Origin of the sequence: Halofilum ochraceum (assembly GCF_001614315.2) — a bacterium.
Taxonomy (GTDB): domain Bacteria; phylum Pseudomonadota; class Gammaproteobacteria; order XJ16; family Halofilaceae; genus Halofilum; species Halofilum ochraceum.
Window position 1 is genome coordinate 578,420 of record NZ_LVEG02000001.1, and the last position, 23,790, is coordinate 602,209.

Annotated in this window: 23 protein-coding genes; 14 read left to right on the forward strand and 9 right to left on the reverse strand. The window is 65.6% G+C overall.

Annotated features, from left to right (window positions below; all coding sequences use genetic code 11):
- The first annotated feature begins 61 nt into the window (after positions 1–61).
- Genes A0W70_RS02605 through A0W70_RS02620 form a run of 4 tightly spaced genes read left to right on the forward strand, consistent with a single transcriptional unit; the run spans position 62 to position 4,503 of the window.
- Positions 62–547 carry a methylenetetrahydrofolate reductase C-terminal domain-containing protein gene (locus A0W70_RS02605; protein ID WP_070988038.1) on the forward strand — a complete coding sequence of 162 codons (486 nt, stop codon included), beginning with the start codon at positions 62–64 and terminating at the stop codon, positions 545–547.
- Complete coding sequence (locus A0W70_RS02610; RefSeq protein WP_070988040.1) at positions 544–1,563, forward strand: methylenetetrahydrofolate reductase; 1,020 nt, start codon at positions 544–546, stop codon at positions 1,561–1,563. The genes A0W70_RS02605 and A0W70_RS02610 overlap by 4 nt, the downstream gene beginning before the upstream one ends.
- On the forward strand, positions 1,560–2,474 hold the full coding sequence (locus A0W70_RS02615) for a dihydropteroate synthase (RefSeq protein ID WP_070988042.1): 915 nt from the start codon (positions 1,560–1,562) through the stop codon (positions 2,472–2,474). Before A0W70_RS02610 ends, A0W70_RS02615 begins: the two co-directional genes overlap by 4 nt.
- Complete coding sequence (locus A0W70_RS02620; protein WP_070988277.1) at positions 2,467–4,503, forward strand: ASKHA domain-containing protein; 2,037 nt, start codon at positions 2,467–2,469, stop codon at positions 4,501–4,503. Before A0W70_RS02615 ends, A0W70_RS02620 begins: the two co-directional genes overlap by 8 nt.
- Before the next feature lie 43 nt (positions 4,504–4,546).
- On the opposite strand, the gene A0W70_RS02625 is transcribed toward A0W70_RS02620, so the two are convergent.
- Together A0W70_RS02625 and gbdR are read right to left on the reverse strand one after the other, a co-directional pair.
- The gene (locus A0W70_RS02625; RefSeq protein ID WP_083330740.1) at positions 4,547–5,758 is read right to left on the reverse strand and encodes an NADH:flavin oxidoreductase/NADH oxidase family protein; all 1,212 of its coding nucleotides are present in this window, start codon (positions 5,756–5,758) and stop codon (positions 4,547–4,549) included.
- Between the two features lie 114 nt (positions 5,759–5,872).
- Positions 5,873–7,015 (reverse strand): choline metabolism transcriptional regulator GbdR, encoded by a 1,143-nt coding sequence (gbdR, locus tag A0W70_RS02630; RefSeq protein ID WP_070988044.1) that lies wholly within the window; start codon positions 7,013–7,015, stop codon positions 5,873–5,875.
- A gap of 122 nt (positions 7,016–7,137) precedes the next feature.
- Here gbdR and A0W70_RS02635 point away from each other — a divergent pair, with 122 nt between their 5' ends.
- On the forward strand, positions 7,138–8,010 hold the full coding sequence (locus A0W70_RS02635) for a DMT family transporter (RefSeq protein WP_070988047.1): 873 nt from the start codon (positions 7,138–7,140) through the stop codon (positions 8,008–8,010).
- A 129-nt stretch (positions 8,011–8,139) separates the two neighbouring features.
- Complete coding sequence (locus A0W70_RS02640; protein WP_070988049.1) at positions 8,140–9,291, forward strand: M24 family metallopeptidase; 1,152 nt, start codon at positions 8,140–8,142, stop codon at positions 9,289–9,291.
- Between the two features lie 331 nt (positions 9,292–9,622).
- On the opposite strand, the gene hpnC is transcribed toward A0W70_RS02640, so the two are convergent.
- Positions 9,623–10,534 carry a squalene synthase HpnC gene (gene hpnC / locus A0W70_RS02645; RefSeq protein WP_070988051.1) on the reverse strand — a complete coding sequence of 304 codons (912 nt, stop codon included), beginning with the start codon at positions 10,532–10,534 and terminating at the stop codon, positions 9,623–9,625.
- A 46-nt stretch (positions 10,535–10,580) separates the two neighbouring features.
- On the opposite strand from hpnC, the gene A0W70_RS02650 reads away from it, so the two are divergent.
- Positions 10,581–10,829 (forward strand): hypothetical protein, encoded by a 249-nt coding sequence (locus A0W70_RS02650; RefSeq protein ID WP_070988052.1) that lies wholly within the window; start codon positions 10,581–10,583, stop codon positions 10,827–10,829.
- Between the two features lie 335 nt (positions 10,830–11,164).
- Here A0W70_RS02650 and gph read toward each other — a convergent pair whose 3' ends face one another.
- The 3 genes from gph to A0W70_RS02665 are packed head-to-tail and all read right to left on the reverse strand — an operon-like array spanning position 11,165 to position 13,908.
- A complete protein-coding gene (gene gph / locus A0W70_RS02655) occupies positions 11,165–11,848 on the reverse strand; it encodes a phosphoglycolate phosphatase (RefSeq protein WP_070988054.1) in 684 nt (227 codons plus the stop codon).
- Positions 11,841–12,548 (reverse strand): bifunctional 2-polyprenyl-6-hydroxyphenol methylase/3-demethylubiquinol 3-O-methyltransferase UbiG, encoded by a 708-nt coding sequence (gene ubiG / locus A0W70_RS02660; RefSeq protein ID WP_070988056.1) that lies wholly within the window; start codon positions 12,546–12,548, stop codon positions 11,841–11,843. Before ubiG ends, gph begins: the two co-directional genes overlap by 8 nt.
- A 22-nt stretch (positions 12,549–12,570) precedes the next feature.
- Entirely contained in the window at positions 12,571–13,908 is a 1,338-nt protein-coding gene (locus A0W70_RS02665) for a TRZ/ATZ family hydrolase (protein WP_245675790.1), read from the reverse strand.
- 121 nt (positions 13,909–14,029) lie between these two features.
- Here A0W70_RS02665 and mtnA point away from each other — a divergent pair, with 121 nt between their 5' ends.
- The 4 genes from mtnA (at position 14,030) to A0W70_RS02685 (ending at position 16,645) form a co-directional block, all read left to right on the forward strand.
- Positions 14,030–15,076, forward strand: coding sequence for an S-methyl-5-thioribose-1-phosphate isomerase (mtnA, locus tag A0W70_RS02670; protein WP_070988058.1), 1,047 nt, complete (start codon positions 14,030–14,032; stop codon positions 15,074–15,076).
- A 68-nt stretch (positions 15,077–15,144) separates the two neighbouring features.
- A complete protein-coding gene (locus tag A0W70_RS02675) occupies positions 15,145–15,675 on the forward strand; it encodes a glycine cleavage system transcriptional repressor (RefSeq protein WP_070988060.1) in 531 nt (176 codons plus the stop codon).
- Positions 15,675–16,178: a disulfide bond formation protein B gene (locus A0W70_RS02680; RefSeq protein WP_070988280.1), complete on the forward strand. Its 504-nt coding sequence runs from the start codon at positions 15,675–15,677 to the stop codon at positions 16,176–16,178. Before A0W70_RS02675 ends, A0W70_RS02680 begins: the two co-directional genes overlap by 1 nt.
- Positions 16,178–16,645, forward strand: a complete 468-nt coding sequence (locus A0W70_RS02685; protein ID WP_070988062.1) for a YbaK/EbsC family protein — start codon at positions 16,178–16,180, stop codon at positions 16,643–16,645. Before A0W70_RS02680 ends, A0W70_RS02685 begins: the two co-directional genes overlap by 1 nt.
- Positions 16,646–16,674: 29 nt before the next feature.
- On the opposite strand, the gene A0W70_RS02690 is transcribed toward A0W70_RS02685, so the two are convergent.
- Genes A0W70_RS02690 through A0W70_RS02700 form a run of 3 tightly spaced genes read right to left on the reverse strand, consistent with a single transcriptional unit; the run spans position 16,675 to position 19,579 of the window.
- Positions 16,675–18,063, reverse strand: coding sequence for a nicotinate phosphoribosyltransferase (locus A0W70_RS02690; RefSeq protein ID WP_075109817.1), 1,389 nt, complete (start codon positions 18,061–18,063; stop codon positions 16,675–16,677).
- Positions 18,060–18,632, reverse strand: coding sequence for a nicotinamidase (locus tag A0W70_RS02695; RefSeq protein WP_070988064.1), 573 nt, complete (start codon positions 18,630–18,632; stop codon positions 18,060–18,062). Before A0W70_RS02695 ends, A0W70_RS02690 begins: the two co-directional genes overlap by 4 nt.
- Before the next feature lie 32 nt (positions 18,633–18,664).
- Positions 18,665–19,579, reverse strand: a complete 915-nt coding sequence (locus tag A0W70_RS02700) for a LysR substrate-binding domain-containing protein (RefSeq protein WP_070988066.1) — start codon at positions 19,577–19,579, stop codon at positions 18,665–18,667.
- Between the two features lie 112 nt (positions 19,580–19,691).
- On the opposite strand from A0W70_RS02700, the gene A0W70_RS02705 reads away from it, so the two are divergent.
- Genes A0W70_RS02705 through A0W70_RS02715 form a run of 3 tightly spaced genes read left to right on the forward strand, consistent with a single transcriptional unit; the run spans position 19,692 to position 23,741 of the window.
- Positions 19,692–21,137, forward strand: a complete 1,446-nt coding sequence (locus tag A0W70_RS02705; RefSeq protein ID WP_070988068.1) for an aldehyde dehydrogenase family protein — start codon at positions 19,692–19,694, stop codon at positions 21,135–21,137.
- A 9-nt stretch (positions 21,138–21,146) separates the two neighbouring features.
- Entirely contained in the window at positions 21,147–22,136 is a 990-nt protein-coding gene (locus A0W70_RS02710) for a membrane dipeptidase (protein ID WP_070988070.1), read from the forward strand.
- A gap of 39 nt (positions 22,137–22,175) precedes the next feature.
- A complete protein-coding gene (locus tag A0W70_RS02715; RefSeq protein WP_070988073.1) occupies positions 22,176–23,741 on the forward strand; it encodes a BCCT family transporter in 1,566 nt (521 codons plus the stop codon).
- The last annotated feature ends 49 nt before the right edge of the window (positions 23,742–23,790 follow it).

Below are 23,790 nucleotides of genomic sequence, written 5' to 3' on the forward strand. Positions count from 1 at the left end.
GTCCCGGTCTACGCTTGACGGCAGGATCGGGCAGTAACCGATCGGATAGGGGAGACAGGCAATGTACGCAGTGCGCCGCTGGTCCGTGCGTCATTCCCGCGGGCTTGAGACTTTCTACAACGGCTTCGAAAGCGTACTGCTCTGGCTTGAGCCGGTGCTGCGGCGCGTTGGCTACGAGCGCCTCGAACGCCCCTTTGCCTGGCTCGAGGAGAAGGTCAAGGGTTTCCTCTTCGACTGCCAGATGTGCGGGCAATGCGTGCTCTCGCGCACGGGCATGTCCTGCCCCATGAATTGCCCCAAACAGCTCAGGAATGGTCCCTGTGGCGGTGTCCGCGCGAATGGCAACTGCGAGGTGAAACCGGATATGAAGTGTGTCTGGGTGGAGGCCTGGAACGGTTCCAGCCGGATGCGAGACGGTGGCCGGATTCATGAGGTCGAGGTGGCGGTGGACCGCCAGCTCGAGGGTTCTTCGTCGTGGTTGCGGGTCGTACGGATCAAGACGGAAGAGAAACGCCAGGAACGCGAAAACGAGGAGCAGGCGGCATGAGATTCGAAGACGAGCCGGTCCCGGGTTTCCAGCTGCCGATCCTGCCCGGGCATTCCTCGCCAGGCCGCCTCGAGCGGGTCCTGCGTTCCGGAAATTTCGCCGTGACCGCCGAGATCGCACCACCTGATTCGGCGGACCCGAACGAGGTCTATCTGCGCGCCAGGATCTTCGACGGCTACGTCGACGCGATCAACGCGACCGACGGCTCCGGGGCGAACTGCCATATGTCTTCCGTGGGCGTATGCTCGCTGCTGACCCGTGAGGGTTACGCCACGATCATGCAGGCGTCCTGCCGCGACAAGAACCGGATCGGCATGCAGGGAGATATCCTGGGCGCGGCGGCGATGGGCGTGGCGAACGTGCTTTGCCTCACCGGCGACGGTGTTCAGGCCGGGGACCAGCCCGAAGCCAAGCCCGTGTTCGATCTCGACTGCATGTCGCTGATCGAGACCGTACGCACGATGCGTGATGAGAGCCGGCTGCGCAGCGGGCGCAAACTGACCCAGTCGCCGAAACTGTTTATCGGTGGCGCGGCGAATCCCTTCGCGCAGCCGTTCGAGTTCCGGCCGGAACGGCTGGCCAAGAAGATCGCCGCCGGTGCGCAGTTCGTGCAGACGCAGTACTGCTTCGATATTGAAATGCTGAAGCGGTACATGGAGCGTGTCCGCGCAATGGGACTGCACGAGCAGGTATTCATCCTCGTCGGTGTGGGCCCGCTCGCTTCCGCCAATGCCGCACGCTGGATTCGCGCGCACGTGCCGGGCGTGCATATCCCCGACGAGATCATCGACCGGCTCGCAGGAGCCGAGAAACCGAAGCTGGAAGGGCGCAAGATCTGCGTCGAACTCATCCAGCAGATCCGGGAAATCGAGGGCGTGCACGGCGTGCACGTCATGGCCTTCCGCCAGGAAGAGGCCGTGGCGGAGATTATCGACGCCTCGGGTGTTCTTGAAGGCCGCACACCATGGCATCCGCACCGCGACACCCCCACAGAACAGCAGAGGGCCGCATCATGACCGAGACCGTAATCAGCTCCGCCAAGAAAGAATGGGTGATTGGATTCGAACGTCCATTCACGGTCATCGGCGAGCGCATCAATCCGACCGGGCGCAAGCTCCTCGCGCAGGAGATGGCCGCCGGTGACTACTCACGCGTCAAACAGGACACGCTCGATCAGGTCGCGGCGGGTGCGCACGTGCTCGACGTCAATGCGGGCATCCCGCTGGCGGACGAGCCCGCGATCCTGGCCGAGACCATCCAGCTCGTGCAGTCGTTGACCGACGTCCCGCTGTGCATCGACTCGTCGATCATCAAGGCGCTGGAGCGGGGCCTCGAAGTCTATCGGGGCAAGCCGCTGGTGAACTCCGTGACCGGTGAAGACGAGAACATGGAAGCCGTACTGCCGCTGATCAAAAAGTACGACGCGGCCGTGGTTGCGATTTCCAACGATGAAACCGGTATCTCGTCGGATCCGAACGTCCGCTACGATGTCGCGAAAAAGATCGTAGAGCGCGCCGCCGATCACGGGATTCCGAAAGAGAACATCGTGGTCGACCCGCTCGTGATGCCGGTCGGTGCCGTGAATACCGCCGGGCGGCAGGTGCAGCAGCTGGTGGAACGGCTGCGGCGGGAACTCAAGGTGAATACCACCTGCGGCGCTTCCAACGTCAGTTTCGGGCTGCCGAACCGCCATGGCCTGACCGCGTCGTTCATCAGCATGGCGATCGCCTCGGGCATGACCTCCGCGATCATGAGCCCGCTGCACACGGAAGTCATGCAGGCGGTGCGCGGCGCGGACGTGATGATGGGGCATGATTCGGATTGCATGCGCTGGATGAGGGCGTACCGCGATCCGGCGCAGGTCGCTGCCGAGGCCGAGAGCAGCAGCGGCAGCCGCCGCCGTGGTGGTCGGCGCCGGCGTGGCTGAGGAAGACGCCCTCGTCGTATTCAGCCCCTCCGGGCGGCGGGGCCGGTTCCCGATCGGGACGCCGGTCCTGCAGGCCGCCCGGGCGCTGGGCGTGGATATCGATTCCGTGTGTGGCGGCCGCGGACTGTGCGGCCGTTGCCAGGTGCTCGTCTCCGAAGGCGAATTCCCGAAGTACGGTCTCGAGTCGCGCCCGGAGCATCTGACCGAATTCTCCGAGACCGAGCGGGATTATGAAGCGCAGGTCGGCAAACTGAAGGTCGGCCGGCGGCTCTCGTGCTCCACGAAAGTGCTCGGTGATGTCGTCATCGACGTCCCGCCCGACAGCCAGGTCCACAAGCAGATCGTCCGCAAGGACCCCGGATCCTATGACATCGAAGTCGATCCGGCCGTGCGCATGTATTACACGGAGGTGCAGGAGCCCTCGATGCACGATCCTTCCGGGGATCTGCGGCGACTGCTCGAGGCGCTCGAATTCGAGTGGCGGCTGGAGCACATCCACCGCTGCGATCTGCGCGTGCTCCAGGACATCCAGCCGGCGCTCCGCAAGGGCGAATGGGCCGTCTCGGTGGCGGTCCATAACGAGAATGAAATCATCGCCGTCTGGCCGGGGTTCTTCGACAAGATCTACGGGCTCGCGGTCGACATCGGCTCAACAACGGTCGCCGCCCACCTCGTGGAGATGTCGACCGGCGAAGTCGTGTCTTCCGCCGGCGTGATGAATCCGCAGATCCGGTTCGGTGAAGACCTGATGAGCCGGGTCTCGTACGTGATGATGAATCCCGGCGGCGAGGTGGATCTGACCCGGGTCGTCCGCGAAGCGATCAATGAGCTCGTGGGCGAGGTCTGTGCCGATGCGGGCGTCGACCGGAGCGCGATCCTGGAATGCACGTTCGTCGGCAACCCGGTCATGCATCACCTGTTGTTGGGGATTAACCCGGTTGAGCTCGGTGGGGCGCCTTTCGCGCTGGCCACTGACGAGGGCACGACGGTCTGGGCGTCCGAACTCGAACTGACGCTGCACAAGAACGCGCGCGCCTACACGCTGCCCTGCATCGCCGGGCACGTGGGTGCGGACACGGCTGGTGTGGTGCTCTCGGAGAAACCGTACCTGCGCGACGAAATGACACTGCTGGTCGATGTCGGTACCAACGCCGAGATCGTCCTCGGCAACCGCAAGCAGCTCATGGCCTGCTCCAGTCCGACCGGCCCGGCCTTCGAAGGCGCGCAGATCTCATCCGGTCAGCGGGCGGCCAACGGCGCGATCGAACGCGTGCGCATCGATCCCGAGACGAAGGAAGCGCGCTTCAAGGTGATCGGCTGCGATCTCTGGTCGAATGAAGAGGGTTTCGAAGAAGCGGTCGCCGACGTTGGCGTCAACGGCATCTGCGGCTCGGGCATCATCGAAGTGATCGCGGAGATGTACCTTGCCCGCATCATCAACCAGGATGGCGTCGTCGATGGTCGCCTGGCGGAGCACACGGACCGGGTCGTCGCCGAAGGCCGGACGTGGTCGTACATCCTGTGGCGCGGCGAGAACACCATCCGGATCACGCAGAACGACGTTCGCCAGATCCAGCTCGGCAAGGCGGCGCTGTATGCGGGGATTCGGCTGCTGATGGATCGCATGCATGTGGAGGATATCGAGCGGATCCGGCTCGCCGGCGCGTTCGGGAATCATATCGACGTCAAGTACGCCATGATTCTGGGGCTGATTCCCGACTGCAATCTCGACAACGTGTCCTCGGCGGGCAACGCGGCCGGTGTCGGTGCCCGGATCGCCCTGCTGGATCGCAAGGGTCGGCGCGAAATCGAGGACATCGTGCGCAAGATCGAAAAAGTGGAAACGGCGATCGAGCCGAAGTTCCAGGAACACTTCGTCGAAGCGATGGCGATCCCGCACAAGAAGGCGCCATTTGAGAACCTGCGCCGGGCCGTCGATCTGCCCGAGGTGGATCACACGACGCAGGGGCAGGTTCCGGGTGGGGCGGACTCGCCGGGGACCCGGCGCCGCCGGCGCCGGCGTAGCTGATACGCCGGCCGGCGGCGACCGGATCCGCGCAAGACGGTCGGATTTACCCGGCTAGCAACCCCGCACCGGCCCTGGTCTTCTCCGCGCCGGTCGCGTCGTAGTAATGCAGGGCCGCGACGGGATCGATCGATCGTTCCGGGGCGCTGCCGTGTGCCAGGCGCAACAGCTGGGCCGCGTACCATGCGGTCTCCGCCCCTCTTGGCAGCTCCTGCCGGAATACATCGTCGAGCGGGTCGGCTCGATCGCTCGCGCCCTCAAGCAGTCGCCGGGGCAGATCCGGCTCGAAAGCCAGTGGGCGGGCGAGTCCCACGACATCGGCAGCGCCGGAGTCGAGTGCGGATTCCATCCCCGTTCGTGACCGCAGCCCGCCCGTCAGCATGATCGGACGCGTGAATACCGAGCGCACGGCTTCGGCATATTCCTGGAACCATGCCTCGCGGGCCTGGGCCCGGGCACTCACCGGGCGTTCGCTGGCACCGCTGCCGTCCGGCGAATAGCTGCCGCCACTGATCTCCAGCAGATCGATCGACTCCGCATCGAGCCAGGCCGCCACCTTACGGCTTTCCTCCGTGGTGAAGCCGCCTTTCTGAAAATCGCTCGAGTTCAGCTTGACGCCAACCGGGTAGTCGGCGCCGACCGTCGTGCGAACGGCCCGTACGACCTCGAGTAACATGCGCGCACGATTCTCGAGGCTGCCACCCCACGCATCGGTGCGTTGATTGAAACGCGGTGACAGGAACTCGCTCAGCAGAAAACCGTGCGCCGCGTGGATTTCGACACCGGTGAACCCGGCGTCCCGTGCGCGCGCCGCGCCGCTGGCGAAGCGCTCGATCGTGCGTTCGATATCCGCCGCGGTCATCGCCCGGGTCGTGATCTCACCGATCCGCGTCGCGGAGGGGGCGAATGGCGCGTCGTTCAATGCAGGCCAGGTGAGGGCACCCGCGTGCCCGAGCTGGGCCCAGAAGTGGTTGCCGTAACGGGTCGCGGCGGCTGCCAGCCGGGCCAGTCCGCTGGCGTCGCCGGGGTCCCGGCCATCGACCGTGAGGTTGCCATGGCGTTCCGCGTGATGGCGGTCGATCTGCACCTCACCGATCATGACGAGACCGGATCCGCCGGCTGACCATGCCCGATACAGCCGCTCCTGTTCGACGGTCGGGTTGAAGGCATCGTCGCCCAGCCCGTCGGACATCGGCGCCTTCGCGATACGGTTTGGCAGGACGGCGCCGCAGGGCAGTTGGAGCGGGGTATCCAGCATGTCGTCTCCCTGGAGCGGGTCGTGACTCTGTCCGGCGATCATCACCGCCACGCCTTGGGGCGCGGCGGCCGACCCGGATGCATGACGGGGGCTCGGTCCTCGACCGAAAGCCGATCAGGTATTCTCGCGGTCGCTCGCGATGGCATGGGCATCGTCGATGCCACCGCCTCGATTCTCCTCGCCGTCCGGGTTTTCGTGGGCTTCCCGCAGGAAAGCGACGGCGCCGTCGGCCGGCAGGGTGGCCTCGGTGGTGTCCTCGATCGAAGCGTCTGCATGTTCGCCCGTGCGGGCTCCGCGCAGGCGTCGTTCTTCACGCGGCGGGATGCCGAAGTAATCGCGGTAGCATTTGGAGAAATGGGGTGCCGAGACAAAACCGCAGGCGAAGGCCACATCAACGATCGAGATGGATGTCTGCAGCAGCAGCTGGCGCGCGCGGGCAAGGCGCAACTCCAGGTAATAACGCGTCGGGACACAGCTGAGGTGCTTCTGGAACAGACGCTCGAGCTGACGACGGGACACGCCGACGTGACGTGCGAGTTCATCGAGACTGATCGGCTCCTCGATGTTGGATTCCATGATGGAGACGGTCTCGATCAGCTTCGGCTGGCTCGTGCCGAGCCGCAACTGCAGCGGGATACGCTGGCGATCGTGACGTCCACGGATACGCTCACAGGCGAAGGCCTCGGAGATCGCGGTCGCGGTATCGGCACCGATCTGCAGCGTGATCAGATTGAGCATCATGTCGAGCGGTGCGGTACCGCCGGCGCTCGTGAAGCGGTCGCGATCGATCTCGAACAGCTCATACGAGACGACCACGCGCGGGAACGCCTCGCGCATGCTGGCGATATTTTCCCAGTGCAGGGTGCAGCGATAGCCGTCGAGCAGGCCCGCGCGTGCGAGCACGTGGGCGCCGGTGCACAGCGCACCGAAGTTCATTCGCTGCTGGCCGAGTTTCTTCAGCCATGACAGCGTGGCGCGGTCGCTTGCCCGTTCGACGTCGAGCCCGGAACAGACAAACAGGGTGTCGAGTCCGGCGACTTCGGTGATGGCGGCATCGGGCCGGATCTCCAGGCCGTTGCTGGCCATGACCGCCTCGCCGTCGACCGTATATGTAGTCCACTGGTAGAGTCGCTTGCCGGACAGGCGATTGGCCATGCGCAGCGGCTCGATCGCCGATGCGAAAGCGATCATCGAGTACTCGGGCGTCAGCAGAAAGCCGAGCCGAATGGGCTTGCCGGAATCATTGGTACTGTTCATTGGCCGGGATCCGCCGTTCGTTCGCCCGCCCGAAGGCGCCGGAATAGCTCAGAGGAACAGAAAATTATGCCGGAAAAACCGGTGTTCGCAAATTCGTTTGTCGTGAGTGGGTGGAAACCCGGATGAGCCCGGGGCTGTCGGTATCCACCGTGGGGCGTCTGGCGGCCCTCGCATCGGCGACCTCGTTCGCGGGGGTGTCGATGCTCGCGGGGTTCGTCTATTCCGGCGGCGTCACGCCGGCGAGTGTCATCGCCGCGCGGCTGCTGTTCGGGCTGTTCGGTACGCTCGCCGTGGTGGCATACCTGCGCCGCCCATGGATGGTGCCGACACGGGAATGGCGACCGACCGTGGTGATTGCGTGCGCGTGGTTGACGGTCAACGTCTGCTATATGGCGTCGTTCTACTATATCCCGGTCAGCCTCGCTGTACTGATCTTTTTCACGTTTCCCGTCCAGGTCGCACTGATCGGGCCATTACTCGCACGGCGCCGGCCCGAGCCCGTGACGCTGGGCGCGGCGCTGATCGCCTTCGCGGGCCTCGCCCTTGCGCTCGGTCCCGATCTCGGTGGTCTCGACTGGCGCGGTTGTGCGCTCGCCCTGACGGCGGCCGTCGCGCTGATGACGACCTTCCTGATGAGCCGGCGGCTGGTCGTCGATCAGGATATGTTCACGTTCAGCTTCAATCTGCATCTGCTGTGCGGGGTGGCCGTCGTCGTGTATGTCGGCGGGACCGGGGGGATCGCGCTGCCGGCCGCTCCGGTAGCGATCACGGCGTTGTTCGGTGTCGGCGTTTTCTACATCCTCGCGGTGTGCCTGCAGTTTTTCGCCATCCGTTCCGCCGGTGCGCCGCAGTCATCGATCATGTTCAATGCGGAGCCCATTTTCACGGTACTCGGGGCGGCGCTCCTGCTGGGTGAGAATCTCGGTATGGGGCAGATCATGGGCGCGATACTCGTGATCGTCGGCGTGCTGCTGTCGACGCGTGCGGAATCGTGAGCCTGGCATGCCGTGGATCACGGGATTCCTGATGTCGGCCGTTACGGAGCAATCCGCCCGCCCATGCAGTAGCGCGCGGATGTGCCGGCTGTGATACGTTGCGCGGGCATTGCGGAACGGGAGTAGTCCATGGCGATCCATTTCACGGCGGAGGAACTCGGGCAGCGCCAGGCCGCGGTCGGTGCCGAGCTTGGGCGGCAGGGTCTCGACGCGCTGCTGTGTTTTCGTCAGGAGAGCATGTACTGGCTGTCGGGGTTCGACACCTTTGGTTACTGCTTCTTCCAGTGCCTGGTGATCGATACCGATGGCCGCATGATGCTCCTCACCCGTGAACCGGATCGCCGTCAGGCGGAACACACCTCGGTCATCAGCGACATCCGTGTCTGGGTGGACCGAGAGGGCGTCAATCCGGCGGAAGATCTGCGTGCGGTGCTGGATGAGCTGGGCCTGCGGGGGAAACGCCTGGGGGTGGAGTACGAAGCGTACGGATTGACCGGCCGCAATGCGCGCCGTCTCGATGCGGCATTCGAGGGGTTCTGCACGACGGATGACGCATCCGAACTGATCAGCCGCCAGCGGGCGGTCAAGAGCCCGACCGAAATGGCCTATATCCGGCGCGCCGCCGGCCTCGCCGATGACGCGCTGGATGCGGCCCTGTTGCATGCCGGGCCGGCCGCCTGGGAGGGCGATATCCTGGCCGATATGCAGGGCGCGGTTTTCCGCGGCGGCGGTGATTATCCGGGCAATGAATTCATTATCGGTTCCGGACGCGACGCGCTGTTGTGCCGGTATTTCAGCGGCCGGCGATCGCTCGATGAGCAGGATCAGCTGACGCTGGAATGGGCCGGTGTCTATCGGCGCTATCACGCCGCCATGATGCGCACGATCCTCGTGGGTAACGTCGACGCCGAGCACCGGCACATGCATACGGCTGCGGCCGACGCCATGGCGGCCTGCATGGAGGCATGCAGACCCGGCGGCACGGTCGGGTCGGTGTTCGATGCGCACGCGCGCGTCGTTGATGACGCCGGTTTGCGGCCGCACCGCCTTAACGCCTGCGGCTATTCAATGGGCGCGACGTTCGCGCCGATGTGGATGGACTGGCCGATGTTCTATTCCGGCAATCCGACCGTGATCGAGGCGGGCATGGCCTTTTTCATTCACATTATTCTGGTGAATTCCGACACCGGACATGCCATGACGCTTGGGCAGACGGTCGAGGTGACGGAGGCGGGCGCGGTCTCCCTGCATCGCCACGGGGTGGACCTGATCAGCGTTTGACGGGGGGAATGGGGTCTCGCCAAGGCGCGGAGAGCGCAAAGTGACGCGAAGAAGGACGGTTACAGGCGATTCACGCACAGTCGCCGAGCCTTGCATCCTGTAGGAGCGGGCTTGCCCGCGAACCGCCGTCCGACCCGGGTCGCGCCGGATGCCGTGGCAATGGCCAGCGGTTCCTTCGTTGATCAGAGAACCTGCCGGCAATTGATCGCGCCGGGGCGTGGCACTGCATCGGGGCTGTGGAAAACGGTTCGCGGGCAAGCCCGCTCCTACAGCGCCAGTCCGTCGCGCGCTCTGCTACTCTGCGAGAACCCGCCGTGCACGGCGCCCAGAATCACTCCACGGACTCGCTTGCCGCCACTTCCCGTGGCGGTTGCACGCCCCCGAGTACGGCCCCCGGCAGCAGTCCGCGGGCGATCCAGGCCCGATCGGCCGGGCCAAGCCGTGGCCGAGCGAACGGTGCACCGGGTTTGGTCGCCCGCAGGCGTTCGACGATCCGCCAGCCGCCGCGCACGATCAGGCGAATCTCCAGGCCGAAACGTCCGGGCAGTCGCCCCGGTAGATGCCGCCCCGCATACAGCCAGGCGCCCGCGCGTTCAATCTGATGCGCGAGCAGGGCGTCGATATCCGCATCGCCGGGTCCCGACCGCAGCCGCTGTTCGGTTACGCCGAAAGCGAGCAGATCCGCACGCGGAATATAGAGGCGGTCGCGCTCGATGAAATCCTGGTGCAGATCCTGGAGGAAATTGATCAACTGCAGGCCGGTACAGATCCGGTCGGAATCGCTGATGTTGCCGGGCGTGGGCTGGTCGGCCAGATGCAATAGCAGGCGTCCGACCGGGTCCGCAGAGCGCCGCGCGTAATCACGCAGATCGTCAAAGGTATTGAAACGGTGCTGCGTGACGTCCTGCCGAAAAGCCGACAGCAGATCATGGAACGGCGACAGCGGCAGGCTGTACCGCGGGATCGCATCGGCCAAGGCTCGCCACAGGGCGTCATCCGGAGGTCGACCGGCGGCGGTCGCGTCCAGATCGGTCGCCATGGCATCCAGAGCCCTCAGCCGTGTTTCGTCGCTCTTTGTTCCCTCATCGGCCAGGTCATCGGCACGCCGTGCAAATACGTAGACCGCGGCAACCGGATCGCGCATACGGCGCGGCAGCAGATGCGAGGCGACCGGGAAGTTCTCGTAATGCGATTGGGCCAGTGCCCGGCATTCGCGGTAGGCGTCAGAGACGGAAGATGCCATATGCTAGGATTCCGCCTGCATGCCGCCGAAACCCGGGAGGACTTTGATGAGGAAACTGTTGCGCGGATTCGCCGTGGGCCTGCTCGTGGGCGGCCTGGTCGGTCTGTGGTTCGGCATGAACATCGGCAAGGGCCAGCCGCTGCTGTCCAATCCGTTCGCCCGGGTCACCCTCTCCGAACGCCTCGATCGCACCATGCGCCAGGCCGCCGAAGAAACCGGCACCGCAGTGGATAAAGCCGGCGATGCGGTTCGCGAAGGCGCCGAAACGGTCAAGGAAGAACTCCAGTCCGAGTGAATCGTTGGGTTTCCTGAAGGAAAACCGGGAACCACGAATGAACACGAATGGACACGAATATTTTCTGGGGCGTGTGCGGTCTCCGGGAGCTTCGCTGAGACCGGGATGGTACCGACCCGATTCGGATTCTGGATTTTGCTGAACCCGATCCGCAGAGATATTCAGGTGGTAACTGGTTGCACCGCCGCGTCAGCGAAGCTCCAGTAACGCTTGCGAACATCGAAGCAACATTCGTGTTCATTCGTGTTCATTCGTGGTTCTCTTCTTTACACGCTTAGGTCTGACCATGAGTTCCGTGAAGCACCATTCGGGTTTCCGGTTCTCCGATCCGACATTCATGGCACCTCCACGGTCGACGCGGGGCGGCTGAGGTGGGGCCAAAGGTCGTCGGGGTGTTCCAGCAGGGCTGAGGCACCCCACTCGTGGGGGTGGTCTTCCGGGCCGAGGTAGCCGTAGAGGGCTACGAAGGTGTCCATGCCGGCGGCGATGCCGGCGGCGACGTCGCGTTCCGCGTCGCCTACATAAACCGTCTGGGCCGGCGCATGGCCGGTCTGGCTGCAGGCGTACAGCAGCGGTGCCGGGTCGGGCTTGCGCTGGGCCAGGGTGTCGCCGGAGACGATCACCGCGGCGCGCGTATCCAGGCCGAGCAGGCGCAGCAGCGGTTCGGTCAGCCAGCCGGGCTTATTGGTGACGACCCCCCAGGCGCGCCCTTCGTCCTCGATCCGCTGCAGCAGTTCGGCGATCCCGGGGAACGGCCTCGAGGCGCCGGCCAGATTCGCCTGATAGCGATCCAGGAACGATGTCCGCAGGCGGCCGGAATCGGCGGTATCGCCATGGTCGCCGAAGCCGACCCGGAGCAGGCCGGCCGCGCCGTGCGATACGTGGGGGCGAATGTCGGCGAAGGGCAGCGGGTCGTGGCCCTCGGCCGCCAGCAGGTCGTTGAGCGCCGCGGCCATGTCGGGCGCGGTGTCGATCAGCGTACCGTCGAGGTCGAACAGGATCAGTTCGCGCTTATGCATCGGTCGATGCATGGCAGGCGAGCATGTAGTTCACGTCGATGTCGTCCCCGAGATGATAACGGCGGGTCAGCGGATTGTAGGTCAGTCCGCGCTCGGCCGTGACGTCGAGATCGGCATTGCGGGCCCAGGTGGCGAGTTCCGATGGCCGGATGAGGCGGGCGTATTCGTGGGTGCCCCGCGGCAGTAACCCCAGCAGATACTCGGCCCCGACGATCGCGAACAGCCAGGCCTTCGGGGTGCGATTGATGGTCGAGAACACGACCGTGCCGCCGGGGCGCAACAGCGCGGCGCAGGCGCGCACGATCGCGGCGGGATCCGGCACGTGTTCCAGCATCTCCATGCAGGTGACGACATCGAACGATTCCGGTTCGCTCGCGGCCAGGTCTTCGGCGGACTGTTCACGGTAGTCGACCGCAACGTCGTGCTCGCTGGCGTGCGTTCGCGCGGCCGTGAGCGCCTCGGTGGCGAGGTCGATACCGACCACGTCGGCGCCGCGCAGGGCCATGGACTCGGCCAGGATCCCGCCGCCGCAGCCGACGTCCGCGACCCGCCGACCGGAAAGCCCGCCGGCCTGGCGTTCGATCCAGCCGAGCCGCAGGGGGTTGATCGCGTGCAGGGGGGCACATTCGCCCTCCGGATCCCACCAGCGGCTGGCGAGGTCGGAGAACTTGCGCAGTTCGGCCGGATCGGCGTTGTCCATACCCGAATCTCCGTTCGATTGCTCAGCGGGCGCCACCGATCCGCTCCTGCCATGCGGCCGTGCGGTTCGCGAGATCGTCCGGGTCCAGAGTCACGAGCTGGCCATTTCGGACCTGCGGGCGTCCGGCGATCCAGACATCGCTGACCTGGTGACGGCCGGTGGCGTACACGAGCTGCGAGACGACATCGTAGATTGGCCGGGTCTCGAGCGGTGTCAGATCGACGGCGACAAGATCGGCCGCCTTGCCTTCCTCGATCGAGCCCGTCACCTCCCCGAGCCCGATCGCCCGCGCGCCGTTGATGGTCGCCATGCGCAGTGCGACATCGGCCGGGACGGCCTCCGCATCTTCGGCCACGGCCTTCGCGATCAGGGCGGCGGTGCGCATCTCGCCGAACATGTCGAGGTCGTTGTTCGAGGCGGCCCCATCCGTGCCGAGTGCCACATTGATGCCCGCTTTCTGCAATCGCTGAACCGGAGCGAAACCACTGGCGAGCTTGAGATTGGACTCCGGGCAGTGAATCACGCTGGCGCCGGTGCGGGCGAAGGCCTCGATCTCGTCGTCTTCCGCGACCGTCATGTGGACCGCCGCGAAGCCTGGCGAAAGCAGGCCCAGCCGTTCGAGCCGCGCGAGCGGGCGCTCCCCGTGATCGGCCATGGCCCGGTCGCACTCGCCCCGGGTCTCTTGGACGTGCATCTGGATCGGTACATCCAGCTCGTCCGCGTACATGCGGACCCGTTCGAGCGGCTCGTCGGAAACGGTGTACGGCGCGTGCGGCGCGAACGCCGTATGGATCATCGCATTGCTGCGGTAGCGATCGTGCAGCGCCAGCCCCTTCTCGAAGTACTGATCCGGTCCGTCGGCATACTGGGTCGGGAAATCGAGCACGATCATGCCGACCACCGCGCGCATGCCGATCTCTTCGGCCAGCCGTGCAGTGACCTCGGGGAAGAAATACATGTCGTTGAGGCAGGTGGTCCCGCCGCGCAGCATCTCGGCGAAGGCGAGGCCGCTGCCGTCATGGACGAACGACTCATCGACCCAGCGGCCCTCTGCCGGCCAGATGTGTTCCTGCAGCCACTGCATCAGCGGCAGGTCATCGGCCAGACCGCGCAGCAGCGACATGGCGGCGTGCGTATGGGCGTTGACCATTCCCGGCATCAGGGCGTGGCCGGTCAGGTCTACGGTTTCCGCATCGGGCCAGCGGCGCTGCGCCTCCTCGCCGGGGAGTATCGCGGCGATGATGCCGTCACGCACGGCCACCGCATGACCGGGGAGGACGCGATCGGCTTCGTCGACGGTGACCACCCAGCTCGGCAGGAGCAGGGTATCGGGGCAATCCTGGGGCTCGTTCATGGCCATGCACGATACCGCCGGGGTATCGGCCGGACAAGGCGCCATGGCCGCTTTTGCCGCCGGATCGTCGTGGTCGTGTCCGCGGCGGCCTTGTACACTGCCGGACAGTTGCGTGGAGTGAATACGAATGTCCCCTGACGTTTCCGTCGACAGCGTACGTGCGATGGTCTGGCACGGCGATCGCCTGGCGCTGCTCGATCAGCGCCGGCTGCCACTCGAGGAGGCCTGGGTGGACTGTGCCGATGCGCCGGCGGTCGCCGCTGCGATCCGGGACATGGTCGTGCGCGGCGCGCCCGCGATCGGAATCGCGGCCGCCTACGGCGTTGCGCTCGCCGCCCGCACCGGCACCGATCTCGGCTCGGCCGTGGCCACGCTGGGACAGGCGCGGCCGACCGCGATCAACCTGCACTGGGCGCTGGAGCGGATGAGCCGGGTGGCGGCCGCGGCGGGGCCCGACGAACGCGCCGCGCGCCTCGTCCGCGAAGCCGAGACGATGCACGCCGAGGATCTGGCCGCAAACCACACACTCGGTGTGGCCGGCGCAGCGGAGATCGACGGCCCGACGGGCGTGTTGACCCACTGCAACACCGGGGCTCTGGCAACCGGCGGGTTCGGGACCGCGCTCGGTGTCATCCGGGCCGGCTGGGCCGATGGCCGGATCGACGCCGTGTTCATGGGCGAAACGCGTCCGTGGCTGCAGGGCGCGCGCCTGACCGCATGGGAACTCGCCCGCGAGGGGATCGACGGCCGGGTGATCGTCGACGGCGCCGCGGCGGCGCTGATGGCCAGTGGCCGGATCGGATGGGTCGTTGTCGGGGCCGACCGGGTCGCCGCCAACGGTGATGTGGCCAACAAGATCGGGACCTGTGGGCTGGCCGTTCTGGCGCGCCACTACGGCGTTCGTTTCATGGTCGCCGCCCCGGCATCGACCATCGATCCGGCGACCGCGGATGGCGGGTCGATTCCGATCGAAACCCGGCCCGAAGACGAGGTCCTGGCCTGGGCCGGGCAGCGGGTGGCCCCGCCCGATGCCCGCGCATGGAATCCGGTGTTCGATGTGACCCCGGCGGCGCTGATCGATGTGCTGGTGACCGAATACGGTGTCCTGCACAATCCGGATGCCGCCGCCCTGGCGCGGCTGCAGGAAGGCGCCGCAGACGCTGTGGTGCAGTGAGCGTCCGCGCGGTCGACAGGGTCATGGCGGACTCGTAAGATCAAGACTTTACAGGAGGACAGTGCTGCATGACGGCCCGGAAAAGCCTGCTGATCCAGTTGTTCGCCCGCGACGAGCCCGGCCTGGTCTCGTCGGTATCCGGCTGCCTGTTCGATCTGGGCCTCAACCTCGGGGATACCACCTTCGCCGTGCTCGGGACCGGGGCGGAATTCACGGTGGTGGTCGAGGAACCGGTACCGGTGGAAATCGCGGAGATCGAGCAGCGGCTGAAAGAACTGCCGGAGCTCGATGGCGCGGATATCCGCGTCGAGCAGTTCGATATCGCGCCCGTCCACGGCCCGTCGGCCCGGATTACCCACCGCATTACCATCCGTGGCGATGATCAGCCCGGTCTGGTCACGCGCCTGACCGAGGTTTTCGGCGACTACGAAGCGAATATCGTCCGCCTGAACGCCGAGCGCATCCCGAGCGGCAGCGGATCGACCTATGTCATCCGCCTCGCGGTCTGGTTGCCCGAGAGCCGGGCGGACGCCTGTATCGCCGCGGTCCGCAATACCGCAAGCCAGCTCCAGCTCTCGACCGAGTGGCAGCGCGCCTGATGGTGGGCGAGCGTGCGCTGAATGCCGCCGGCGCGGCGGTGTGTTTCGGCGCGCTCGCCTACGGCATCCTGTGGTTGCAGATGCGGCTCGATCTCGAGCCCTGTCCACTATGCATACTCGATCGGGTCGCGTTCTCCACGGCGGGGGTGATCTTCCTGCTGGCCGCATTGCATGGCCCCCGCGGCAATGGCCGCCGTGTCTACGCCGGGCTCACCCTGTTGCCGCTGGCATTCGGGCTGGCGGTGGGTGGCCGTCATCTGTGGCTGCAGAGCCTGCCGGCCGATCAGGTCCCCGCCTGCGGTCCCAGCCTCGACTACATGCTGGAGAATTTCCCGCTCCAGCAGGCGATCGACATGGCCCTTCGGGGTTCGGGCTCCTGCGCCGATATCCAGTGGCAGTTCCTCGGGCTCTCCATCCCCGCGTGGACGCTGTTCCTGTTCGTCGTCCTCACGCTGATCGCGCTGGTGCAGCTGTTCCGGCCGGTCGAGCGGCGCCTGTTCTGATGGCGGGCAAGAGCGTCGACCGGTTCCGCGCGGCCCTGATGCAGCGACGGCTGACCGATACCATCGTCACGCTCGATGCGAGTGCCCGTACGGCCGATGACGCGGCCGCGGCACTCGGATGCGCCACGGGTGCCATCGTGAAGTCGCTGGTGTTTTCCGGTCCCGGGGCGCAACCGCTGCTCGTGCTCGGCACGGGCGATGGCCGGGTCGATGAAGCGCGGGTCGGCGAGCGTGTCGGTGGCCCGGTCGCACTCGGCGACGCCCGGTTCGTGCGCGACGCGGCCGGCTATGCGATCGGCGGCGTGCCGCCATTCGGTCATAATCAGGATCTCCCGACCCTGATCGATCGCCGACTGGAACGCTATGCCACGATCTGGGCGGCTGCTGGCACGCCGGAAACCGTCTTCTCTATGACGCTTACGGATCTTATCCGTGCAACCGGGGGCGAGGTCGTCGAAGTCGGTTAGCGGCGCGGCGGGCGGAGGTCTGCCCGGAGTCAGTCGTCGTCGCCCGGTTTGTCGTCGGCCGTTGACGGGCGGTGGGCCGCGCGCAGTCGCTCGGTCTCCCGTTGCAGGGCCTGACTGACCGTGACCGGATAGGGATCCCCCGTCGGTACGGGCTCACGCAGTCGCCGTGGCAGCGCGCTGCGTTGCTTCGTGGCGCGCTCGCGCATCGTAGCCAGGCTCTCCGGCGGATCCAGCCGCTGCCCGTCCCGCATCACGGGCTGCAGCAGTGGTTCACCGGCCAGGGCCTCGCCGCTCCCGGCGATCGTGTCACCCGCGAACCCGCCTTCGGACCAGCGGCGGAATACCTGCTTGGCCCCCGGAAGGCTGATCTTGTCGGGCGAGGCCTTGAGCCGCGGCTGGCCGGCGTAGCTGACCAGCTTGTAGGCGAAATCCAGCGTCGGGGCGTCGCGTGAAACGACCAGATCCGTGCCGACCCCGAACCCGTCGATGGGCGCCCCTTTCTCGACCAGTTCCGCGATGCGCTGCTCGCCGAGACCGCCGGATACGATGATCCGGATACCCTCGTGGCCGGCGGCATCAAGGCGTTCACGGGCCGCCCGGCTCAGTCTGTCGAGATCGCCGGAATCGATCCGGATGGCCCGCACACGGAACTCGCTGCCGAGCTCATCGGCCAGACGGAGGACGTTCTCCACGCCGCCGAGGGTGTCGTAGGTGTCGACCAGCAGGGTGGTTTCCGGGTAGTGGCGGGCGAATGCGCGAAAGGCGCTCAACTCGTCGGGGAAGGCCTCGACATAGCTGTGGGCCATGGTGCCGACGACCGGGAGTCCATAGCGTTGGCCGGCGACCATGTTCGAGGTGCCGCCACAGCCGGCGATCCAGCTGGCCCGTGCGGCCGCCACGGAGGCGTCGAACCCGTGCGCCCGGCGGGCGCCGAAATCGACCACACCGCGGCCACCGGCGGCGTCGACGATCCGGGCCGCCTTGGTCAGGATCAGTGAGTCGTAGTGGACCGCGTTGAGGACGCGGGTCTCCAGGATCTGCGCCACCGGCAGCGGGGCGGTCACGCGCAGGACCGGCTCGTTCGGGAACACAGCCGTGCCCTCGGGCATCGCGTCGATGTCGCCGTCGAAACGGACCGCGCGCAGCCAATCGATGAATGCGTCGCTGAACAGGCCCGTGCCCGCGAGATATTCGAGTTCGTCCGAACGCAGGGCGAAGCCCTCGAGTGCCGTCAGCACGGCCTCGAGACCGCCCGCGAGAACATACCCGCGCTGCGGTCCGGGATCGCGATAGAAGATCTCGAACGATGCCGGTTCGTTCAGGCCGTCGGCGACATAGGCCTGCGCCATCGACAGTTCGTACAGATCCGTGAACAGCGCGGACGGCGCTGTCCCGTTGTGGTCGCTCCGAGTGCTCACGCGGCGTCGTCGATCCGGGCGCCGGCGGCGCGCATGGCCTCCAGGGCGCGCTCACCGTCGCCGGGCGACACATCGACGGCACGGGTAGCGTTGCGGATCAGGTGGGCCTCGAAACCCGCGTCGCAGGCGTCGATGACGGTCGCCTTGACGCAGACGTCCTGGGCGAGACCGCCGATAAAAAGGCGGTGCACGCCGAGGCCGTGCAGACGATCGGCCAGGCCCGTGTCGTCGAAGGCCGAGTAATTGTCCCGTTCCCGGTCGCGGCCTTTGCTGACGATGATTGCATCGTGCGGCAGTGCAAGCTCCGGGTGGAATGCGGCACCGGGGGTTTCACGGACGCAGTGGCGCGGCCACGGTCCGTCGCGGTCGGCGAAACTGCAGTGGTCCTCCGGGTGCCAGTCGCGTGACGCGACCACCGGTATGCCGGTGGCCTCGGCCGCTTCGATCCAGCCATTGAGGACCGGTACGACCGTATCGCCGTCCGTCACGGCGAGCGCGCCGCCGGGGCAGAAGTCATTCTGCACATCGACCACGACCAGTGCGTCCCCGGTTTTCAGTTTATCCTTCATGCTCAGCAATTTAGGGCACCTGTATAGGGGCGTCAATCGGCGCTGGCGGGCGCGGTCCCGGGTTCGGGGTCGTGCACCAGGAGTTCGAGAATGGTGTCACGGAGGGCGGCGGCCGCCGGTGACAGGCTTTGCCGCCTGGGCGTCAGCAGCCCGAGCTCGCGTTCCACGTGCGGGGACGTCAGCGGAACGAAACACAGTTCGGGGTCGTTGTCCGGCAGCGCCAACTGCGGCAGGGCCGTTACCCCGATCCCGGCGCGCAGCGTGGCCAGCAGCGAAATGATGTTGGATACCGAGAAATGCGCTCCGGCCATGACCTGCTGGGCGGGGGTCCCGTCCAGAAGGCGCACGGTACCGTTGGTGATCAGCGTATGTCCGGCCAGATCGGCCCATTCCAGCGGACGTTCCATCAATGCCAAGGGGTGATCGCGTCGGCACACGAGGCCCATCTGGTCCTGCAACAGCGGCTGGAAATCCACATTGGGATCGCGTTCCCACTGGCTGGCGACCCCGAAATCCACACGCTGATGGAGAACGCGCTGCTGCACGTTGTGGGCGGTGTCATCCTCCACGCTCAGTTGCACATCCGGGTAGCGTGAAGCGAAGATGTCGAGGATCCGGGGCAGGAGTTGGCTGGCGAACGAGGGTACGCAGGCGATCGATGCGCAGCCCATTCGCTTCTCCGCGGCGAGCGCCATCTGATCGACGACCCGGCCGTAATGCTCCAATAGCGCCTTCGCGGGTGGATAGCAGTGCCGCCCGTACGGTGTCAGTTCGGTCTTGTTGCCGCGCTCGAACAGGGTCTCGCCCAGGCGGTGCTCCAGCTCCCGGATCGCGAGCGAGATCGCGGGCTGCGTGCGGGCCGCCCGTTCCGCCGCCGCGTGATAACTCTTGAGCTCCGCCACCAGCACGAAATACCGAAGCTGCTGCAGTTTGACGTCGGGGACCATAGTACCCGTCCTTCTGCGATCATAAGTTTTATTTACCATAGCATTTTTCTTAATAATTGTTCTTTTGGCTTGTGGTGTTCCACGATGCCGCTACTGAGTACAAGGGGGAACCATGGCCGTAGCGCGCTACCGCAACTTCATCAATGGCGAATGGGTCGACGGCGAGTCGACCATCAGCAACGTCAATCCGTCCGATCTGTCGGACAGCCTGGGCGAATTCGCACAGGCGTCGACGGAGCAGACCCGCGAGGCGATCGCGGCGGCCCGAGCGGCACAGCCGCAGTGGTATGCCAAGGGGCTGGAGCATCGCTACAACGCGCTGCTGGCGATCGGTACGGAACTGATGGATCGTGCCGCCGAACTCGGCCGCGAACTCGCCCGCGAGGAGGGCAAGCCCTTCGCCGAGGGCAAGGGCGAGGTGTACCGATCCGGCCAGTTTTTCCATTACTACGCGGCCGAAGTGCACCGCCAGATGGGCGATACCGCGGATTCCGTCCGCCCCGGGATCGAGGTCGAGACCTGGCGTGAGCCGATGGGTGTGGTCGGGGTCATCTCGCCCTGGAATTTCCCGATGGCGACCCCGGTGTGGAAGATCGCGCCCGCGCTCGCGTTCGGCAACGCCGTGATCTGGAAGCCCGCGAATCTCGTGCCGTACAGCGCCACCCAGGTTGCGGAAATCATCAGCCGCCAGGACCTGCCGCCGGGCACGTTCAATCTCGTGATGGGTCGTGGCAGCCAGGTCGGCAATACGCTCGTGGAATCGCCGGACGTGGATGCGTTGACCTTCACCGGCTCGGTCGAGACCGGCAAGCAGGTCGGCGCGAAGGCGATGCAGAACCTGACCAAGGTGCAGATGGAAATGGGCTCGAAGAACGCGCTCGTTGTCCTCGACGACGCCGATATCGAGACCGCCGTGCAGTGCGCCTTCGGTGGCGGTTACTCCGGCACCGGCCAGAAATGCACCGCCTCGTCGCGGATCATCGTCACCGAAGGGATTCATGACCGCTTCGTGGAAGCGCTGGTCGAGCGGCTCGGCAAAGCGAAGGTGGGTCATGCGCTCGAAGAGGGCACGGAGATCGGCCCGGTCGTCGACGCCAACCAGCTGGAACAGGATCTGGCGTGGATCGAGAAGGCCAAGGAGGAAGGCTGCACGCTCGCCTTCGGCGGCGAGCGGGTCGAGCGTGACACCGAGGGGTATTTCCTCCAGCCGACCCTGTTCACCGACAGCCACAACCGGATGACGGTCAATCAGGAAGAGATGTTCGGACCCATCGCCTGCGTGATCAAGGTGCGCGACTACGATGAAGCGCTCGCGACCCTTAATGATACGCGCTTCGGTCTGACCGCGGGGATCGTCACCCGTTCGCTTGGTCCGGCGATGCATTTCAAGCGCAACGCGCGCTTTGGCTGCGTGATGATCAACCTGCCGACCGCGGGTACCGATTATCACGTGCCGTTCGGTGGCCGCAACGAATCCAGCTATGGACCGCGCGAGCAGGGACAATACGCCCGCGAGTTCTATACCGAGGTCAAGACTTCCTACATGCGGGCGATGTGAGGCGGACCCATGGCGCATGATACCGCGGTAATCGATGGGCTCCAGTACTGCAACTGGAGCCGCGAGGTGTTCGAGCAGATGCGTGCGGGCGGGATCGATGCGGTCCATGTCACGGCCACGTACTGGGAGAACGCGCGCGAGCTCCTGTCGAACATCGGCGACTGGAATCGGCGCTTCGAGGCCCATAGTGACCTGATCATGCCGGTGGAAACCGCCGATGACATCAGGCGGGCGCGCGAGAGCGGCAAAACCGGTATCATCCTCGGCCTCCAGAACTGCTCGCCGATCGAGGACGACATCGATATGGTGGCGATCCTCAAGCGGCTCAACGTGCACATCATGCAGTTGTCGTATAACAACCAGTCGCTCGTGTGCGCGGGTTGTTTCGAGCAGACGGACCCCGGCATCAGTCGCTTCGGTCGTCAGGTGATAGCCGAGATGAACCGCGTCGGGATGGTCATCGATATGTCCCACAGCGCGGAGTTCTCGACCCTGGAAGCGATCCGCCTGTCCGAGCGGCCGGTGGTCGTTTCGCATGCCAATCCGCAGTTCTATCACGACACCAGCAGGAACAAGTCGGAACAGGTCATGCGGGCGCTGGCCGAGAGTGGCGGGTTGATGGGATTCAGCTGCTACCCGTTCCATCTCCGGAATGTTTCGGAGACGGCGATCGATGAATTCACGGAAATGATCGCGCGCAGTGCCGACGTCATGGGCGTGGAGCACCTGGGGATCGGCACCGATCTGTGTCAGGATCAGCCGGTCGAGGTGCTGCAGTGGATGCGTAATGGCAACTGGTCGAAGGTCATGGATTACGGTGAAGGTTCGGTGGATCGGCCGAGCTGGCCCGACCCGTTACCGTGGTTCCGGTCATCCGCGGATTTCCCGAATATCGCCCAGGGCCTGCGGGATCGGGGCTTCAGCGACGGGGACGTCGACGGGATCATGGGTGGAAACTGGCTTCGTTTTCTGGACGATGCCCTGCAACCGGCGGCGTGAAGCGCCGGCTAATGAAGATAACCCGAAACGGGGGTAGATATGAGTAACGGAAACGGCACGAATGATCCGCATCGTGCGGGTATGAATGCGGGTCTGGGTGACCCGTGGGTACTTGGGATCAGCGGCGGGTTCGTCCTGCTGTTCGTCGGCCTGTCGATCTTCAATGTCGACCTGTTGGGGGCGATCGTGAGCTCCGGGTTCACCTGGACGGCCCAGTATCTCGGGTCTTTCTTCCAGTTGCTCCTGCTTCTCACGTTCTTTATCGCGCTTGGCGTCTGTGTCTCGCCGGCCGGCAGCGCCGTCATGGGCGATCTCGACAAGCCGGAGATGAGCACGTTCAAGTGGATCTCCATTATCCTGTGTACGCTGCTGGCCGGTGGCGGCGTGTTCTTCGCGGCCGGTGAGCCGGTATACCACTTCATCGCCCAGAGCCCGCCCGCGTTCGATGCCGAGGTGGGTACCGCCGAAGCGATCAAGGGCGCACTGGCGCAGTCCTTCATGCACTGGGGATTCCTCGCCTGGGCGATCCTCGGCTCGCTGACGAGTCTCGTGCTCGTGAACGCGCACTACGTCAAGGGTCAGCCGCTGCAGCCGCGCACGCTGCTGTATCCGATTTTCGGTGACCGGGTGATGAAGGGCGCGTTCGGCGGCATCGTCGATTCGGTCTGCGTGATCGCGGTCGTCGCCGGCACGGTCGGCCCGATCGGTTTCCTCGCGACGCAGGTCGCGTACGGCGCCAACGTCCTTTTCGGTCTGCCGGACACGTTTGCGACGCAGCTTGTCGTGCTGATCATCCTCGGTGCGATCTATGTAACGTCCGCCGTGACCGGCATCCACCGGGGTATCCAGATCCTGAGCCGGTTCAACGTGTTCCTCGCCATGGGCATCGCCGCGTTCATCCTGATCTTCGGCCCGACGCTGTTCCTCGTGAACGCGTGGCTGCAGGGATTCGGCGAATACGTTTCCTCCTTCTTCGCGATGGCGACGATGACGACCGAAACGGCGCCCGCGTGGTGGATGAAGTGGTGGACCGTGTTCTTCTTCGCCTGGTTCCTCGGTTATGGCCCGCTGATGGCCCTGTTCGTGGCGCGTATTTCACGCGGACGTACGGTGCGTCAGATGATCCTGGCCGTGGCGGTCGCCGCACCGATTGTTACGACGATCTGGTTCACGCTGCTCGGCGGTTCGGGCATCTACTACCAGCTCAATGGCGCGATCGACCTGAAGGAAGCGCTGACCAACTTCCAGTTCGACGTGGCGACGCTGACCGTGGCGCAGGCGCTGCCGCTGGGTGGTCTGATGGCCTTCCTGATCCTGATCCTCACCACGATCTTCGTGGCGACGACCGGTGACTCGATGAGCTACACGATCTCCATGGTCGCCTCGGGTCATGACGACCCGAATACCGGCGTGCGGGCCTTCTGGGGCATCGCGCTGTCGGTGATGGCGGGCATCCTGCTGTTCATCGGGGCGGGCCAGATCTCCGCATTGCAGCAGTTCATCGTGATCACCGCGATTCCGGTGTCGCTGGTGGTTCTGCCTTCGCTGTGGACGGGGCCGAGGGCGGCCTACGAGATGGCGCGCAATCAGGGCCTCGTACGCTAGACCGAGGCTGTGCGCGGGGCCGGCACCGGCCGGCCCCGCGAGATGACTC